Source organism: Candidatus Chlorohelix sp. (assembly GCF_037138995.1).
In the GTDB taxonomy this organism is placed as follows: domain Bacteria; phylum Chloroflexota; class Chloroflexia; order Chloroheliales; family Chloroheliaceae; genus Chlorohelix.
This window is the reverse complement of sequence record NZ_JBAXHI010000006.1, coordinates 28,263-44,637: the sequence shown is the minus strand read 5'-3', so window position 1 is coordinate 44,637 and position 16,375 is coordinate 28,263. Positions and strand designations below refer to the sequence as shown.

The 16,375-nt window shown below is 43.6% G+C and carries 12 protein-coding genes; 9 read left to right on the top strand and 3 right to left on the bottom strand.

The window, feature by feature from the left end:
- Nucleotides 1–8 precede the first annotated feature (8 nt).
- The 9 genes from WCK19_RS04480 to WCK19_RS04440 all read left to right on the top strand — a co-directional run bounded on the left by WCK19_RS04480 (nt 9) and on the right by WCK19_RS04440 (nt 12,511).
- A complete protein-coding gene (locus WCK19_RS04480) occupies nt 9–1,133 on the top strand; it encodes a DegT/DnrJ/EryC1/StrS family aminotransferase (protein ID WP_342396163.1) in 1,125 nt (374 codons plus the stop codon).
- 237 nt (nt 1,134–1,370) lie between these two features.
- On the top strand, nt 1,371–2,411 hold the full coding sequence (locus WCK19_RS04475) for a GNAT family N-acetyltransferase (RefSeq protein ID WP_342396162.1): 1,041 nt from the start codon (nt 1,371–1,373) through the stop codon (nt 2,409–2,411).
- A gap of 132 nt (nt 2,412–2,543) precedes the next feature.
- Nucleotides 2,544–3,599 carry a GNAT family N-acetyltransferase gene (locus WCK19_RS04470; protein WP_342396161.1) on the top strand — a complete coding sequence of 352 codons (1,056 nt, stop codon included), beginning with the start codon at nt 2,544–2,546 and terminating at the stop codon, nt 3,597–3,599.
- A 73-nt stretch (nt 3,600–3,672) separates the two neighbouring features.
- Nucleotides 3,673–4,368: a GNAT family N-acetyltransferase gene (locus WCK19_RS04465; protein ID WP_342396160.1), complete on the top strand. Its 696-nt coding sequence runs from the start codon at nt 3,673–3,675 to the stop codon at nt 4,366–4,368.
- Nucleotides 4,369–4,427: 59 nt separating this feature from the next.
- Nucleotides 4,428–5,525 (top strand): GNAT family N-acetyltransferase, encoded by a 1,098-nt coding sequence (locus WCK19_RS04460; RefSeq protein WP_342396159.1) that lies wholly within the window; start codon nt 4,428–4,430, stop codon nt 5,523–5,525.
- Between the two features lie 45 nt (nt 5,526–5,570).
- Entirely contained in the window at nt 5,571–7,439 is a 1,869-nt protein-coding gene (gene glmS / locus WCK19_RS04455; protein WP_342396158.1) for a glutamine--fructose-6-phosphate transaminase (isomerizing), read from the top strand.
- Nucleotides 7,440–7,668: 229 nt separating this feature from the next.
- Nucleotides 7,669–8,898: a TIGR04053 family radical SAM/SPASM domain-containing protein gene (locus tag WCK19_RS04450; RefSeq protein ID WP_342396265.1), complete on the top strand. Its 1,230-nt coding sequence runs from the start codon at nt 7,669–7,671 to the stop codon at nt 8,896–8,898.
- 312 nt (nt 8,899–9,210) lie between these two features.
- The gene (hemG, locus tag WCK19_RS04445) at nt 9,211–10,587 is read left to right on the top strand and encodes a protoporphyrinogen oxidase (RefSeq protein ID WP_342396157.1); all 1,377 of its coding nucleotides are present in this window, start codon (nt 9,211–9,213) and stop codon (nt 10,585–10,587) included.
- A 94-nt stretch (nt 10,588–10,681) separates the two neighbouring features.
- The gene (locus WCK19_RS04440) at nt 10,682–12,511 is read left to right on the top strand and encodes a peptide ABC transporter substrate-binding protein (RefSeq protein ID WP_342396156.1); all 1,830 of its coding nucleotides are present in this window, start codon (nt 10,682–10,684) and stop codon (nt 12,509–12,511) included.
- Between the two features lie 163 nt (nt 12,512–12,674).
- On the opposite strand, the gene WCK19_RS04435 is transcribed toward WCK19_RS04440, so the two are convergent.
- The 3 genes from WCK19_RS04435 to glgB form a co-directional block, all read right to left on the bottom strand.
- A complete protein-coding gene (locus WCK19_RS04435) occupies nt 12,675–13,151 on the bottom strand; it encodes a cupin domain-containing protein (protein WP_342396155.1) in 477 nt (158 codons plus the stop codon).
- Nucleotides 13,141–14,316 (bottom strand): RuBisCO large subunit C-terminal-like domain-containing protein, encoded by a 1,176-nt coding sequence (locus tag WCK19_RS04430; protein WP_342396154.1) that lies wholly within the window; start codon nt 14,314–14,316, stop codon nt 13,141–13,143. The genes WCK19_RS04435 and WCK19_RS04430 overlap by 11 nt, the downstream gene beginning before the upstream one ends.
- A 92-nt stretch (nt 14,317–14,408) precedes the next feature.
- The gene (gene glgB, locus WCK19_RS04425; protein ID WP_342396153.1) at nt 14,409–16,358 is read right to left on the bottom strand and encodes a 1,4-alpha-glucan branching protein GlgB; all 1,950 of its coding nucleotides are present in this window, start codon (nt 16,356–16,358) and stop codon (nt 14,409–14,411) included.
- Nucleotides 16,359–16,375 lie beyond the last annotated feature (17 nt).

The window sequence follows — 16,375 nt, the reverse complement described above, 5'->3', positions numbered from 1 at the left end:
TTATTACGTTGGCTGCTTTTGTAGGTAACATTCCAATATTTGAAACAAAAAGCCAGTATAACCTTTTGCGGAAGGAAATAGATACTGCTATCGAGCGGGTTTTAGAGCGCAGTTTTTTTGTTTTGGGCGAAGAAGTTAGCGCATTTGAAAAAGAATTTGCTGAATACCTTAGGGTAAAGCACGTATTCGGTGTCGCAAACGGGACAGATGCAATTCAGCTTGCCTTGATGGCTTGTGGCATTGGAAGCGGGGATGAGGTAATTACCACGCCTCATACCGCTCTGTTTACTTTATTGGCAATATCCGCTACTGGCGCAAAGCCAGTGTTGGTTGATATTGACCCTGATACAGGCTTGATAAATCCCGAATTAATCGAAGCTGCAATAACTCATTGTACAAAAGCCATCGTACCGGTTCATTTGTACGGGCAGTCCGCTGACCTTGACCCGATTCTAAATCTTGCAAAAAATTATAGCCTTTTTGTCATTGAAGATAGTTGCCAAGCACACGGCACAACATATAAAGGCAAATATACCGGTACAATTGGGCATGTTGGAACTTATAGCTTTTATCCTTCTAAGAATCTTGGCTGTTATGGCGATGGCGGAGCAGTTGCTACCAATGACCCGGAAATAGCCGATAGGTTGGCACGCTTACGCAATGGAGGACAGCGCGAACGCTATAACCATGAACTTATGGGTTTGAATAGTCGTTTGGATGAAATACAAGCCGCGATTTTGAGGGTGAAATTGCCCTATTTGAACGCCTGCAATGCGGCAAGACGCGAAAGAGCAACTCTCTATAACCGCCTTCTGGAAGGCTTGCCTTTACAAACCCCTCTTGAAAAAGATTATGGCTCCCATATCTATCATTTGTATGTATTAAAATTGTCATCTATTTCTGTAAGAAATACACTTCAAATTTATCTGAAGGAACTTGGAATTGGCACAGGCATACACTATCCAATTCCGGCACACCTGCAACTAGCCTATGAGTGGTTGAATTTGGGTAAAGGCAGTCTGCCACAGGTTGAAGATACAGCTGACCGAATTATTAGCATACCAATTTATCCCGAATTGTCTATTGAACAGGTAGAGTATATAGCTGCTGCCATCAAAAATTTCTCCTTCTAAGCTATTTATAAAGAATCTGATTAGGCTGTAAAATAGCTTTTTGATTCTGCCATAAACTAGATTACCACATATTAATTTTCAATTAAAACTCAAAAAAATGCTTGGATATTGCCTTATATTTAATCAGTAGTTATTATAATTGTGCATGGTTTTTAATAATAATATGTCCAAATACTTATCCTACCTACTCCTTCATTTTCAAAGAACATAAGTGTCGGACTTGGAGACACAGCTAAAATGAGTGGTCTTAGAATTGTCAACATCGCCAAACCTACTCCCGAACAGTGGGAAAGATTTGAAAACAATTGCGATTATGCTACTTTCTATCAAACACATGTATGGAATAAGGTTCTTTGCTCAAACCCCAATCCGTATTCTGATAATCAAATACCGGAAGATGCCTCTCAACTAATTCGCTTCAGCGATGGGGTAGAAATGCTGCTGCCATTAGTTAAGTATAAAAAGCTCAAAGGAATTTTTTATAGGCATTCATTTTCACCAGATAATAAATACGGTAGTTTTCTGAGTGACCGCGATATAACAGCCGAGTATGAGCAGGTATTGTTCCAATATCTTTCCCGTTATAATCTCTCATGGCGGCAGAGTCCCTTTCGTCCGGTGTCGTTGTACCCCGGTTTCGCGCGTGAAGACGATAATACTTGGGTAATAGATATGCGTGGCGGTATTGAAGCTGTCAGGAAAATGTGGCAAACGTCTCATAAAGTTTTTCTCAGAAATGCGCGTCAAGCTCCAAACAAAGGTGTGACAGTAAGCAAGGCTTCTACATTGGAGGAATGGCGTGAGTTCTATCAAATATATCTAGAATCTTCCAAACGCTGGGATGATCCTGTAATATATTCTTGGTCTGTATTCGAAGGGTTTTACAAGCAGGCTTCAGTTAAAGCTCAGTTATGGGCGGCATGGGTTGATGGGAAAATGATTGCCGGGCAAATCGATTTATGTCATAACCATACTGTTATTTTATGGGTTAAGGGTGGTTTGCACGAATATTTTCATCTCAAGGCTCCTAACTATCTTGATTTCCAACAGATAGAATACTACGCTCAAGAAGGCTATTGGTGGTTTGACATGGGTCGCGCAATAGCCCCCAGTATTATAGAGTATAAGTCTCGAACAGGGTGCGAGAAAATGGAAGGTAGCATATTAATCCATAAGACTCCTACTTTTAAAGTATATGAGCGATTACGGTGGGAAACAACCAGTAGGTTACAATCCTTGAAGGTGCGTTTGCAGAAGGTCAGTTCAGTTGCTCAATGAAAGCTATTCTTAATATTTGGATGAAATCTACAATTTTAGCCTAGTATTAGTGTAGTTAATGCTTACAAGCAATTTGTAAGATACTTAAATAATTATTGCGTTGTCAATCCATTATCAAAGAAGGTTTTATAAATGTTGTTTTTACCCGGCATGCTACAAAAAACAATTGCCACTAATGAAGAGTGGGATAGCTTAGCTTCGGAATGTGATAATGCCACTTTTTTCCACACGAGGGAATGGGCTGAATTATGGGAAACCTATACAGGCGGTAAACTCAAAGCAGAGGCAGAAATATTAACCCTTACAGATGCTACTAGGGTGCTTATTCCTTTCTCGGTCGGTAAATCCTTCAAACAACCATTTTTCCAATATCTTACCTATCCTATCTGGACTTACCTTTCTTCATTTATAGGTACTTATGGTGGGTGGATAAGTACCCGACCTTTAACGCCAGAGCAACACAAAACCGTTTGGGATCGCGTTTCCACATATAATACAATGCTTTGCCAGAACCCTTTTGATACCAGTTTGGCAGAAGCAAATTTGGACTGGAATTATCCGGGGTTTACACAGGCGATTGACCTTGAACCGGGCTTCGACAGCTATTTGAAAAATGTAGGTAAGGAATTCAGGCGCTTGCTCCGGGTAGCGCGTGAGGCTGGTATTACAGTAGAAAGATCCAATGCGCCTGAAGATTGGGAAGCTTGCTACCAGATATATACAGCTTCCACTACCCAATGGGGTAACAAATTGCTTGGCAAAGAATATAAGCGAGAATTATTTGATTTGTTGAGTAAACTAGACCCAGAAAAAATGCAGCTATGGGTGGCACGTTATGAGGGCAAAGTTATTTATGCTACCGTGTGTTTTTACTATAAACAAATTGTTCATTGTTGGTTGGGAGTAGGCTTAAAAGAATATTACCGACTAAATCAGGTTAAACTGGCTGATACAGCAATTCTTGAGGACGCTTGTAAGCGTGGTTATCGTTGGTATGACCTTGGACCAAGTGGTGGGCTTGAGGGTGTGGTTAATTATAAATCCAGCTTAAAACCCACCAAAATCCCCGCTAATTTTTATATTCATAATAGTAACATCAGAAAAGCTTCAAACGTTTTAATTCACAAGGCACGTGAATTAAAGCAAGCAATAAATTGGGGCAATGCGCTTAAAAGAAGCAAAATTTAATACACAAGCTTTCTATTTCTGCTGTCAGTGTAGTGTCAAATTACTATGGGATTATTTCCAAAAACGTAATATTATGATTAGTCAGAATCCTTTTGATGAAACGTTGGATGAGGCAAATTTACCTTGGAGTTATGAAGATTTCACCCAAGCTATTGACTTGAGCAGAGACTATGATGAATTAAAACGAAGTTGGGCGCGGGGACATGTCAGCGCAATCAACAAAGCTTCTCGCGCCGGATTGGTTCTTGTGGAGGCTACCACTGAGGAAGAGTGGAAAGAATACTTTGAAATCTATACCCAGTCTCTGGAACGTTGGGAAACTCCTTTAAGTCGTTATGATTACCGACTCTTTGAAATGCTTTATGAATTACACTCCACTAAAATTAAGCTGTGGTTGGTCAAATATAACGGTCAAATTCTTTCCGGGTCTATTTGTTTCTACCAAAGCCAAACCGTTATGTATTGGCATGGCGCATTTCGTATGGAATTTCAGGAATTTAGGGCTGCACCATTTATGCATGCTGAAATAGTCCGCTACAGTAAAAATGAAGGGTATCGGTGGTATGATTTCAATCCCAGCGGAAATCTTGAAGGAGTTATTACCTTTAAAGAAAGGTTTGGGACTATAAAGTTAAGAACTAATAAACTTGTTAACAATGGAACATTCAAGAAAACTTTGTTATCAGTAAAGGATACTATCACTCACTTGTCTAGCAATAAGAAAAAGAAAGTAGAAGAAGAATTGCCCGTAGCTCCTCTCGGAGTATAACCCGGTTGTTCTCAATTGTAAGTTCTAGCTTAGTTCTAGCGAGGAATTAATTAAAACAAATGGATATTAAAATAAGCAGAATAGAAGAAGCTACATCCGAACAATGGGATACTGTAGTTAACCAATGTGACTATGCTACCTTTTTTCATAGCAGAGGATGGGCTGAAATATGGGAAGAATATCGAAACGGAAAATTGCGTTCGGTTGCTAAATATATAACCTTTAATGATGGGGTTGAAGTTCTTTTCCCTATTATGGTGCAAAAGATTAGCCGTGGTCTATTAAAACAATATATGTCTGGGCCAGAGTGGCAATACGGCGGTTGGTTGAGCTTGCATACTCTGAACGAAAAGCACCATAATGCGCTCCTTGCCTATTCCTATAAACTAAGCTTAATTTTTCGGCAGAATCCTTTTGATAAGAGCTTCCCTACCGATAAAGTTCCTTGGAATGATATAGATTACACGCAAGTTCTGGATTTGCGACAGGGGTTTGACTCAATTAGAAACAACTGGCTTACTGAGCATCGTTCTGCGGTAAGAAATGCTGAACGTGCTGTAAAAGCTGGTGTAACTTTAGAAGAAGGTATCACTGAAGCGGATTGGCAAGCATATTACAGAATTTATGAATTAGCTGTCGTTCGTTGGGGTGATAATCTAAAAGGGGAAAAATTCGATTGGCGTTTATATGATTTAATTCTGAAACGGCGCACCAAAAACGTAAAACTATGGATAGTTAAGCTTGATAATAAAATAATTGGTGGCGCAATACGGTTTTATCAAAATAAACATGTGATGTCATGGAACAAAGCCATTTTGCGGGATTATGCCAAAAGTTATGCGTCTAATTTGTTGGACTATGAATTAATCAAGCATAGTTGCGAGAGCGGCTATTGGTGGTATGATTTAGATACCAGCGCGGGTCTAGAAGGAGTAATCGCTTACAAGACCAGCCTAGGTACAACTCAGCTTAGCGCAAATGTGTTAGTTAATGAATCTGCAATGAAGCGGCTATCAAATCCTTTCAGAACTGCTTTGCTTTCAATGAGTCAAAAACTTTCTAAACCTTTTCACAAATCGGAAGATTTAACACGGGATTTAGATGCTGGATATTCTGGAAAAATTGAGGAGCAAAATCGGTTAGAAGTACCCCGATAAGCATGATTTATCCGAATATCTATAGCTTGTAAGGAGAAGTTATAAGTGTGTGGAATTATCGGATACGTAGGTTCTAAGCAAGCGTTGCCCGTTATTATTGAAGGGTTGCAACGTTTGGAATATCGTGGTTATGACTCTGCCGGTATCGCTTTAATCAGTCCGGCGGGTAATATAGAAGTTAGAAGAGCCGTTGGCAAGCTACAAAACTTGGTTAATCAACTTCAGGAGGAGCCAAAACCTCTTAAAGGTTCGGTTGGAATGGGGCATACTCGCTGGGCAACCCATGGAAAGCCCACAGAGTTAAATGCTCACCCCCATAGTGGTCCCCAAAGTAGAGTCGTGGTTGTTCATAATGGAATTGTCGAAAACTATGTGCAACTAAAGCAAGAATTAGTGCAATCTGGCTATGCTTTTAATTACTCCAGTGAAACCGATACTGAGGTTATTGCTCATCTACTAGAGAAAAATATGCTGCGCGAAGGTGACACTTTGGAGCAGGCTATGATAAAAACCCTGAACCACTTGAAGGGAACAGCGGCGATTGTAGCAATTAGCCTCGATGACCCAGAAAAAATAGTGGCAGCGCGTTTAAGTAATGCCGGAGCGGTGGTTATCGGCTATGGTGCTGAAGTGGAACACGAAATGTTTATTGCCAGCGATATACCCGCTATTTTACCCCATACAAGACGTATAACCTTCCTAGAGAGCAATGAAGTTGCGGTACTCAACACCGCAGGAGTAACATTCTTTAACTCAAAGGGTGAAGTTATATCGAAAGAAATAGTTACCGTTACTATAGATGCAATAAGCGCTGCCAAAGGTGGCTACAAGCATTTTATGCAGAAAGAAATCTACGACCAACCACAAGCGCTCAGTGACACTTTGTTAGGCAGGGTAGATGTTGAGAACGGTAATGTAAAGCTCGAAGATTTTAAGTTCAGCAAGTCGGACATTGCCGCGATTGAAAAGGTAACTTTGATAGGCTGCGGCACAAGTTGGCATGCTGGATTAATAGCGAAATTTTGGATTGAGAGTCTTGCTGGTTTGCCTTGCGATGTGGATTATGGCAGTGAATTTCGTTACCGTGACCCAATATTAACTCCTAATCATCTGCTGGTGGCAATTACGCAATCTGGCGAAACGGTTGACACCCTTGCGGGAATAGAAGAAGCAAAACTCAAAAAGGCTAAGGTTGTTTCGGTAGTTAACGTAGTAGGTAGCCAAGCAGCGAGGGTAGCGGATGGCGTAATTTATATGCACGCCGGTCCTGAGATTGGAGTCGCCAGCACCAAAGCTTTTATCACTTCACTGGCTGATTTATTTTTGTTGGCAGTATATTTGGGTAGAGAACGCGGAAAACTTACTGCCGAAAGAGCGCAAGGTTTGCTCCAATCGCTGGTTGAGATTCCGAATTTGGTGGCTACTACTCTCCTTGAAAACCCCATTTATGACCAAATTTCCCGCAAGTTTTATAGCGCCAAAGATTTTCTATATCTTGGTAGGGGTATAAATTATCCGGTTGCTCTGGAAGGTGCCCTCAAACTTAAAGAGTTAAGTTATATTCATGCTGAAGGTTATCCTGCCGGAGAATTAAAACACGGACCGATTGCGCTTATAGACGAAGGGTTGCCGGTAGTAGCGATTGTGGTAAAAGATGGGCTGTATGACAAGGTAGTTTCGGCAGTTGAGCAGGTTAAAGCCCGTGATGGCTTTGTGCTGGCTATTGCAAGTGAAGGAGATGAATTGATAGCAAATAAGGCAGATAAGGTTATTTATATACCTACTACCGACCCGCTTTTGATGCCATTGATCACAACTATACCGGTGCAACTGCTTAGCTACCATTTGGCTGAAATTCGAGGTTGTGATGTTGATCAGCCACGTAACCTTGCCAAATCTGTAACCGTAGAATAAGAGCCTATAATAAAAAGCCTGTACGCCGCTATGTGTAAAATATAGCGGTTTTTTTATTGTCTCGAAAAGTAGTTTAGACTCTGAATTTTTTACCTGAGATTTACCAGTTTTTACTTACCTGTTGACATAGATATGTTAAAAAAAGTGTAACACGTTTTTACTTACCACTTACTTGGCTGTCGTGTTTAATACCACAAAATTATTATAATATGTGAGAGGGGTTTTCGTGATGCATCCAATACGCCAACCTGCCAATTTAATACGTCAACCTGCCTATGATTTAAAAGAGCGACCCTTCATGGTTATCTGGGAAACAACTCAAGCCTGCGATTTAGCTTGTAAACATTGCCGTGCCGAAGCCCGCCCAGACCATAATGATCCTCTTGCTCTTACTTTTGAAGATGGATGCCGCTTAATTGATCAAATTGAGAGCTTCGGCACGCCACGCCCCCTGGTTGTATTTACAGGCGGCGACCCCTTTAAACGTGAGGACATTTTTGAACTGACCAAATATGCCACTGCCAAGGGTCTTCCGGTTGGTGTATCACCTTCCGGCACACCGTTGTTAAACATTGACAACCTTGTTAAGTTAAAAGAATCCGGCGCGAGAGCAATTTCCCTCAGCCTTGATGGTTCGACTGCCGAGATTCATGATGAATTCCGCCAAGTTCAAGGCTCTTATGACTGGGTTATCAATGGCTGGAAAAACGCCCGCAAGATTGGCTTAAAATTGCAGGTCAATTCTACTGTGACTCGCTATAACCTTGATGATTTGCCGGCTTTGTTCGCCTTGGTACGGGAGTTAGGCGCGATGACTTGGAGCCTTTTCTTCCTTGTACCGATGGGTCGCGCAATCTCAGAAGACGAAATCTCTCCTGAAGATTACGAAGCGGTGATGAACTTCCTCTATGATGCCTCCAAGTATATCAGCGCGAAAACTACCGAAGGTCATCAGTACAAACGTGTAGTGCTACAGCGTGCTGCGCTTGAAGCGCGTGGTTTAGCGCCGGAAGATTATTTGCCGCTCAATGACACCTACCGCAAGCTAAAAGCTGGCTTAGCGGAAGTGACCAAGAACACCCCGCAGCCCGATCCGGGGGACCATATCCGCCGCACTCCTATGCACATCAACTCAGGTGATGGGTTCGTGTTCATTAACCTGCGAGGGGATGTATATCCAAGCGGTTATCTACCGGTTGTCGGTGGGAATGTACGTGAGAAATCTCTGGTAGAAATTTACCGTGAGAGTCCTCTTTTCCAATCGCTGCGCGATAAAGGTCAGTTAAAAGGTCGCTGTGGCGAATGCGAATTCAAGTTTGTTTGTGGCGGCTCCCGCTCCCGCTCCTATGCTATGACCGGTGATGTGCTTTCGGAAGAACCATTCTGTGTGTACGAACCGGGCAGCTTCCCCTTTGCAGATGAGATTAAAGAACTAGAATTGGCAGTAGCCAAAGGCTAATTCTATATCTGGCAGGTAGTGGCGAATTTGACTCCTCTCTCTGAGAAGGGAGAGGAGTTGACCCACACTGGTAAAATCTGAGTAAAAAGGTTTAATCTTGTTTACTTTAGCCAGAAATAAATTTCGCTGTAGTCTGTACTACCTACTACTTTACCACCTACAAGTATCATATTGTTAACATATAGAGCCATTCTTGCTGCATTAAATCTCAGCTATTAATATATTTTGGTAATAGAATCAGGCTGCGCTATTCAGCGCATTTAGGTTTGTAGTGCCATTTTTCTGGTAGTTAAGCAAAGGGGGATAGGGCGAGTGAATCGTGTCGTGATAATCGGTGGTGGTATTACAGGGTTGGCTGCTGCTTGGGAATTACAGCAACAGGGTATTGATTATGTGTTGCTCGAAGCATCCAATAAGCTTGGCGGCAAAATAGCAACCGAACGGGTGGATGGTTTTATCATCGAAGGCGGCGCGGACTCATTCGTTACCTATAAGCCGGCAGGGGTGCAATTGTGTCTGGAAATGGGTTTGGGCGATAAGATTATCGGCACGAATCCTACCACCAAAAGCACCTACATTGTCAGAGATGGCAAACTACACGATATTCCGCGCGGGTTACGCCTGATTGTGCCACTCGATGAGCAAGGCTTGCGAGAATCTGATGTCATTTCCGAAGATGCAAAAGTGCGAATGCTGAATGAGGTAAACGTACCGCCTCGAAAGGAGGAAGGGGATGAAACGCTTGCCTCTTTTGTAAATCGCCGATTTGGTGAAGAGGCGCTTGTGGTTTTCGCCGACCCTATGCTTGGCGGTATTTACACCGGCAACCCTGCTACTATGAGTATGGAGGCAACTTTCCCGAATTACCTTCAAATGGAGAAAAAATACGGTAGCCTGATTGCAGGTCATCGAAATGCGCCTCCCCCGCCCCCTGCTAAACCCGGCGTGCCTAAAAGCATATTTGTTTCAATGCGTAACGGTATGGGGGAATTGATTGAAGAAATCAAGGCGAAGCTAACCGGAGAAATTCGCACCGGGCAAAGAGTAACGCGGATTGATGCAGAAGGTACTGTATATACTGACAGTGGTGAAGCTTATAAAGCCAGTGCGGTTGTAGCTACTATACCCTCAATATACTTGCGGGAAATGCTGGATGACTCTGCTCCTCAATTAGCGCAAGAGTTACACCGAATCAGAACTGTAAGCAGCGCCACTATTTCAATGGGCTTTAAAGAAGCTGAATTAGCGCGACCATTGGATAGCTACGGCTTTGTAGTAGCAGGGGATGACCCTACGCCACTACGCGCCAGCACTTGGAGTAGTACCAAATTTGCCGGACGCGCCCCAGAAGGCTATGCCCTTTTAAGGGTATTTGTGGGTGGGCATCGCAGCCCTGAATTGGTCACACGCTCTGATGAAGAGTTGATTACTCTGGCGCTTACCGAATTGAAGAAACTTTTGGGAATTGAAGCTATTCCGGTTATTTCTAGAGTATTCCGTTGGATAAATGCTAACCCTCAATATGAAGTTGGTCACTTGGATAAAGTTGCCAGCATCAAGGCTACTTGCCCACCTTGGTTGGTTCTAGCAGGGGCTGATTTCGAGGGCGGCGGGATACCTGATTGTATTAGAACCGGGCGCGAGAGCGCAAAACAGGCGCTTGCCTCTAGGCTGGTATCAAATCTCTAGCCTTTAATTACGTTGAAATTTAATTCTTCCGCTTTATTGGTAGGGGGATTTAAATAGAAATTTGAAACCAAAGCGCTGTACCCTTGGAGGAGACATGATGAAAGATAAGCGCGTAGCGCTACTTATGTTAAGCGTGCTACTGCTGACCACGTTACTTTATGCTTGCGGTGATAGTACCGCTACCGTTACAACAAACACAACGGCAGCGGGTACTACTGTTGCGAAGACGATTGCTGCTGCGACTACCAGTGGTAATACTGCAACAACTACGGCTGTCACAGCTACCACTGCGGCTGCTACCACAGTTGCCAATGCCAAACCGACAGTGTTTCACTGGGCAAAAACGGGCGAGCCTCTGACCCTTGACCCTGCCTATGTTACTCTCACCGATGCAATTGGTAGCCAACTTGCTGATAATCTTTTTGAAGGGTTGCTCGAACTCAACCCTCAAATGAAAGTCATACCGGCTTCTGCTGAAGCTCTTCCGACTGTTTCGGCGGACGGCAAGGTATATACCTTCAAATTGAGAAAAGACCTGAAATTTAGCAATGGCGACCCGCTTAATGCTACAGATTTTATCTATAGCTGGAACAGAGTTGCCCGGAGTGGCTTAACCGCTACTGCTGGTAGCGCTTTCAGCTTGGTAGATGGTTTTGACACGGTTTGGAACCAGAAAGATGAAGCTACCAGAACTGCTCTGACGGTTTCAGGCTTTAAAGCGGTAGATGATTACACCATCGAAATAACTTTGAAGAAGCCCGGCACTTACTTCCTGACTCAAAGCACTTTACCGGGCTTTTATCCGGTCAATCGCAAGGTCATTGAGGCAAACCCTGCCAAAATCGGTGAGCCTAACAAGTCCTTTATGAGCGCCGAAACCGTTGTAAGCAATGGACCGTTCTTGCTTAAGGATTGGAAGCGCGATACGACCATTCGGTTAGAGCCAAATCCGTTTTACAGCGGCAACCCGAAACCTAGTGTAAGCGCGGTTACTATTGATGTTATCAAGGATGCTACCACCTCCAAGCTCAAGTATGATAACGGTGAATTGGATGAAGTGGGTGTGCCTTTGGCGGACATGCAAACCGCTCCTAAAGACCCTAAATACAAGGATGCCTATGTGCAGGTGCCGTTGGCACGTACCACTTGGCTGGCTTTCAATTTGTCAGGGGATAACGTTTTCAGCCGCAACCTCAAATTGCGTCAGGCTTTTGCCTACTCGCTGGATTTGACCCTGATTACGCAAGGCGCTCTTAGCGGTAGCGCGTTCTCTGCCACCAGTTTGCTGCCTAAAGGTTTTCCGGGTTATCACGAAATGAATAATTTCGCCTATAATCTGGATAAAGCCAAGCAACTGTTTAAAGATGCCGGTTATGATACGCCTGAGAAGATTAAAACTCTAGAGCAAGAAATTAATAACTGGGGTAACGGTGGACTGAGTGGCGGTCTGGTAAATAGCGGTGACCGCAACGCTAATAAGGTGATGATGGAGAATATCCAACAGCAGTTAAAAACCGCTTTTGGGGTGGAACTGAAAGTGAACCTTGTAGCTACCTTGAAGGAATTTGTTCAGCGTCGCGATCAAAATCATGAGTTCCTACTTTACCGTGGCAACTGGGAGGCAAACTATCCTGACCCGCAAACCTTCTACGAGTCGGCTTTCTTTAGCACTTCTAGCGGCAACTCTAGTGGTTACAAGAATCCGCAATACGATGAGCTAGTTACAAAGGCTAATAGCGCTAGTGATAGCAGCCAGCGTTACGAACTTTATTATCAAGCGGAACAGGTACTTCAGAGTGATGTAGCCTATATACCAATGTATAACGCCGTTGAGCCGCGCTTAATTAGACCCACAATTCAAAATTGGGGCTATAACGCGCAAGGTCCGATGAAGCTTAAATACATGCAGATAAAACCATCATGATTTAAGGCATCTACCTTCCTATTTTCAATGTCCTTCTCACTTATGAGAAGGACTTTTTTTTTCTCAGGACTTCCCCTTGAAACTGTAAAAAAGAACCTAGATTTGAAACAAGGGGCTTAAGCCCCTTGTCTGAAAACATCACTGAAAGGAATCGTTTGAGGGGTTATACCCGAATAAATTCGGCTATTTGTGGGTCACTACGCAATTCTTCCAGATTTTCGGCATTGGGCAGTTGTGGCTTGTCACGCTCTTTGTTGACTAGGCAGAGAAAGCCGAGAGGCTCATTGTTGGTGGCGCGGAATTGGTGCCAAGTATATGAGGGGATTTGCAAAACATCAAAACAATTAAGCTCAACTATTTGATTACCTAGTAGCGCGTTGCCGCTACCGCGAATAATCATTACCACATGAATATGTTCGTGGCGTTCGAGGGTTGAGTTCCCTTCTGAATCAATTTCAAAATAGCGCCACTGTACCGGAAGCAGCGGGTCGCCTTCAAATAGAACCTGACGGGTGATATTCTTGAAATGAGAGTCTTCTTCCTTATATTTAAGAATCGGAACAGACTCCCATTTAAATCCATCTTGCCAATGTTTTACCTGATTCATAGCTTGATTCATTACCTCAAATCTAGTGGGCAACTGCTCTGCGTTCCTCACCAAAATGTTGCCGGATACCCTCCATAAATAGTGAGGCACTTTTTTCCAAATCTCTGGAATGTTGCATTAACGCTCCACCAATTAGCATCACCGTATCCTGCCCAAACGATTGCGCCATTGCTTCGATACGGTCGAGCCTCATTCCACCGCCGGGACATGGAAAAGACGGTTTGATATGACCCAACGTACCGCGCAAAGCGGTTGCTAAGTCTTGGCATTCTTCTTCTGTAACCGCGAACCTACCGCCAGAATTTATGAAAATTGAAATGTCTGCTCCGATAAGCCGAAAGATTGTGCCGAGCAAAACAGCCGGGGTCATTCCATGTGCGGGGTCATGAAAGTGTGTGCCGGTAAAACTGGGGTGAGTCATTATTGCCAGTTTGTACTTACGCGCCAAAGCTCTGACAGTATCCACGCCTACTAACAAGGGCGCAACTAGAATCCCTTTTATATCAAGGCTTTTTGCCAGCGCAACTTGCTGTTCAATTTCATCAAACCCGCCCGAAATCATGGGGAAGAAAAGAGTATTGCCCCCGGTCTTGGCATTTGCTTCTGTAACAGCTTCTTGAAAGCGTGGCACGCGCTCAACGAAGCGATGGTATGCCATATCTGCCATGCCGTGATCTTCCTTGATTATATCCAAACCACCGCTGGCATACTCGCCTGCCATTTTGGCAAGTTGGGTTGTGGAAAGTCCTAGCGGTTTAAGCGCGGTACAAGCAAGAGGGCGTTTGTATGTGCCGGTCAGGTTACGTATCCCCTCAATGCCATAGGCGGGACCACCAAAAACATCGAGTAAAGCTGGGGTTAGGTCAAGTTTGATAATCTTGATGCCTTTTTTAAGCGAAATGTTGCCGTAAATCACATTTAAAAACTGAGGTATTGAAAAAGCGGTGTTATCGCTGCGATAACTGATAACCACATCATACTGATTTTGAGTGTTCAGAATTGGCTCAATCGACTCAATCCAGCCAACAATGCCACGCTCATGAATTTCATCTGGGATGCAGTCGTGGGGGATTTCTACGCTCTGTTCGACCGTAATATCTCTGGCATGTTCTTCGATGCTGCGATTGTCATATACGGTTATTTGGTATGTAACTGAAAATCTCTCATCAGATTCTTTTCTTTTTAACGCTTCATTCATGAATTTCTTCCCGCTCAGTTGGAATTAAATTTATAATGGGAAATGTACAGATAGTGAGGGCAACTACCACCCTCACTATATCTGCTGCTGCCTTATGGTCTAGGACTTCGCAAAATGATTGTACTTAGTGGCGGCAAAGTAAGCCTTACTGAGTGATAATGCCCACCCCATGCCACATTTTCACTTGTTAATCCTCCGCCATTTCCCATGTTACTACCCCAGTAGTTTTCCGAATCACTATTCAAAATTTCTTGGTAATAACCGGGTTTTGGCACTCCAATACGATAGCCCTGTCGTGGCACTGGCGTAAGGTTGCAAGCAATGACTAACTCATCATTCGGGTCTTTAGCGCGGCGTAAGAAAGCAATGATGCTATTATCCACATCGCCCGATTCCAGCCACTGGAAGCCTTCCCAACTTGTATCAACCTCATATAGCGCGGGTTCGTTCCGATAAAGGCGTAACAAATCCTTCACAAAATTTGACAATCCGGCATGAGTATCATATTGAAGCAATTCCCATTGCAACGCTTCCCGTTCGTTCCATTCCTTCCATTGTCCAAATTCGCCCCCCATAAAGAGCAGTTTTTTACCGGGGTGGGTGAACATATACCCGTAAAAAGCGCGTAGGTTAGCAAATTTTTGCCACATGTCGCCGGGCATTTTATCCAGCAAAGAGCGTTTAAGGTGTACTACCTCATCATGCGACAGCGGCAGGATAAAATTTTCACTGAAGGCATACATCAATGAGAAAGTTAGGCTATTATGGTGATAACGGCGATATATGGTTTCGTTCTTCATATATTCGAGCATATCATGCATCCAGCCCATATTCCACTTCAGGTCAAAACCCAGCCCTCCCGCGTAGGTGGGCCAAGAAACCATAGGCCAATCGGTTGACTCTTCAGCACAGGTCAGGGTATTTGGAAACTCAAGGTGTACCCGTTCATTAAAACGTTTAATGAAGTCAATAGCTTCAAGGTTTTCTCGTCCGCCATAGCGGTTGGGTATCCATTCACCCGGATTGCGAGCGTAATCCAGATATAACATGGAAGCTACCGCATCCACTCTTAGCCCATCAATATGATATTTGCCTAACCAGAATAGGGCATTGGAAAGCAAGAAATTGCGAACTTCATTTCGCCCGTAGTTAAAAATAAGTGTACCCCATTCGGTATGTTCGCCCTGACGTGGGTCGGAATGTTCGTATAGATGTGTACCGTCAAAATAGCCTAAACCGATAGAATCTTTGGGAAAGTGTGCCGGAACCCAGTCAAGGATAACGCCAATGTTATGCTGGTGACATTTGTCCACCAGATACATAAAATCATGCGGGTTGCCAAAACGGCTGGTTACAGCATAATACCCGGTGGTCTGGTATCCCCATGAGCCGTCAAAAGGATGTTCGGTAATGGGCATAATTTCGATATGGGTAAAGCCCATTTCAACAACATATTCTACCAATTGCTCTGCCAGTTCGCGGTAGGTTAGGTAGCTTTCATCGTGACTAGCACTATTCCAACGCCGCCTCCACGAACCAAGCTGCAACTCATAGATGGATACAGGCTTGTAAATATTATTATGTTTAGCGCGTCCTTGATTAACCCATTCCTGATCTTGCCACTCATAGTTAGCAAGCTCAAATACTATCGAGGCAGTTTTAGGGCGCATTTCGCTGAAAAAGCCGTAAGGATCGCATTTCTGGACATAAAAGCCGTTGAAGCGAGACTGAATCCCATATTTATACTTTTCTCCTGCGCCAATTCCCGGAATGAAAAGTTCCCAAACCCCTTGTGGCTCATGCTTGTGCATATGGTGTTTAGTTCTATCCCAATTGTTGAAGTCTCCAATGACTGCTACCCAATCGGCATTAGGCGCCCATACTAGGAAATTGACCCCTTTTACCCCGTCACGCTCAATAATATGAGAGCCGAATTTCTCGTAACTTTTGAAGAAATTACCCTCACCAATAAGCTGCATATCAAAATCTGTCAGGATAGAACCAGAAAGGAGTTTTGCATCCTGTTCTTTAATTTCTGCCATCTAATTTTCTCCGGTTT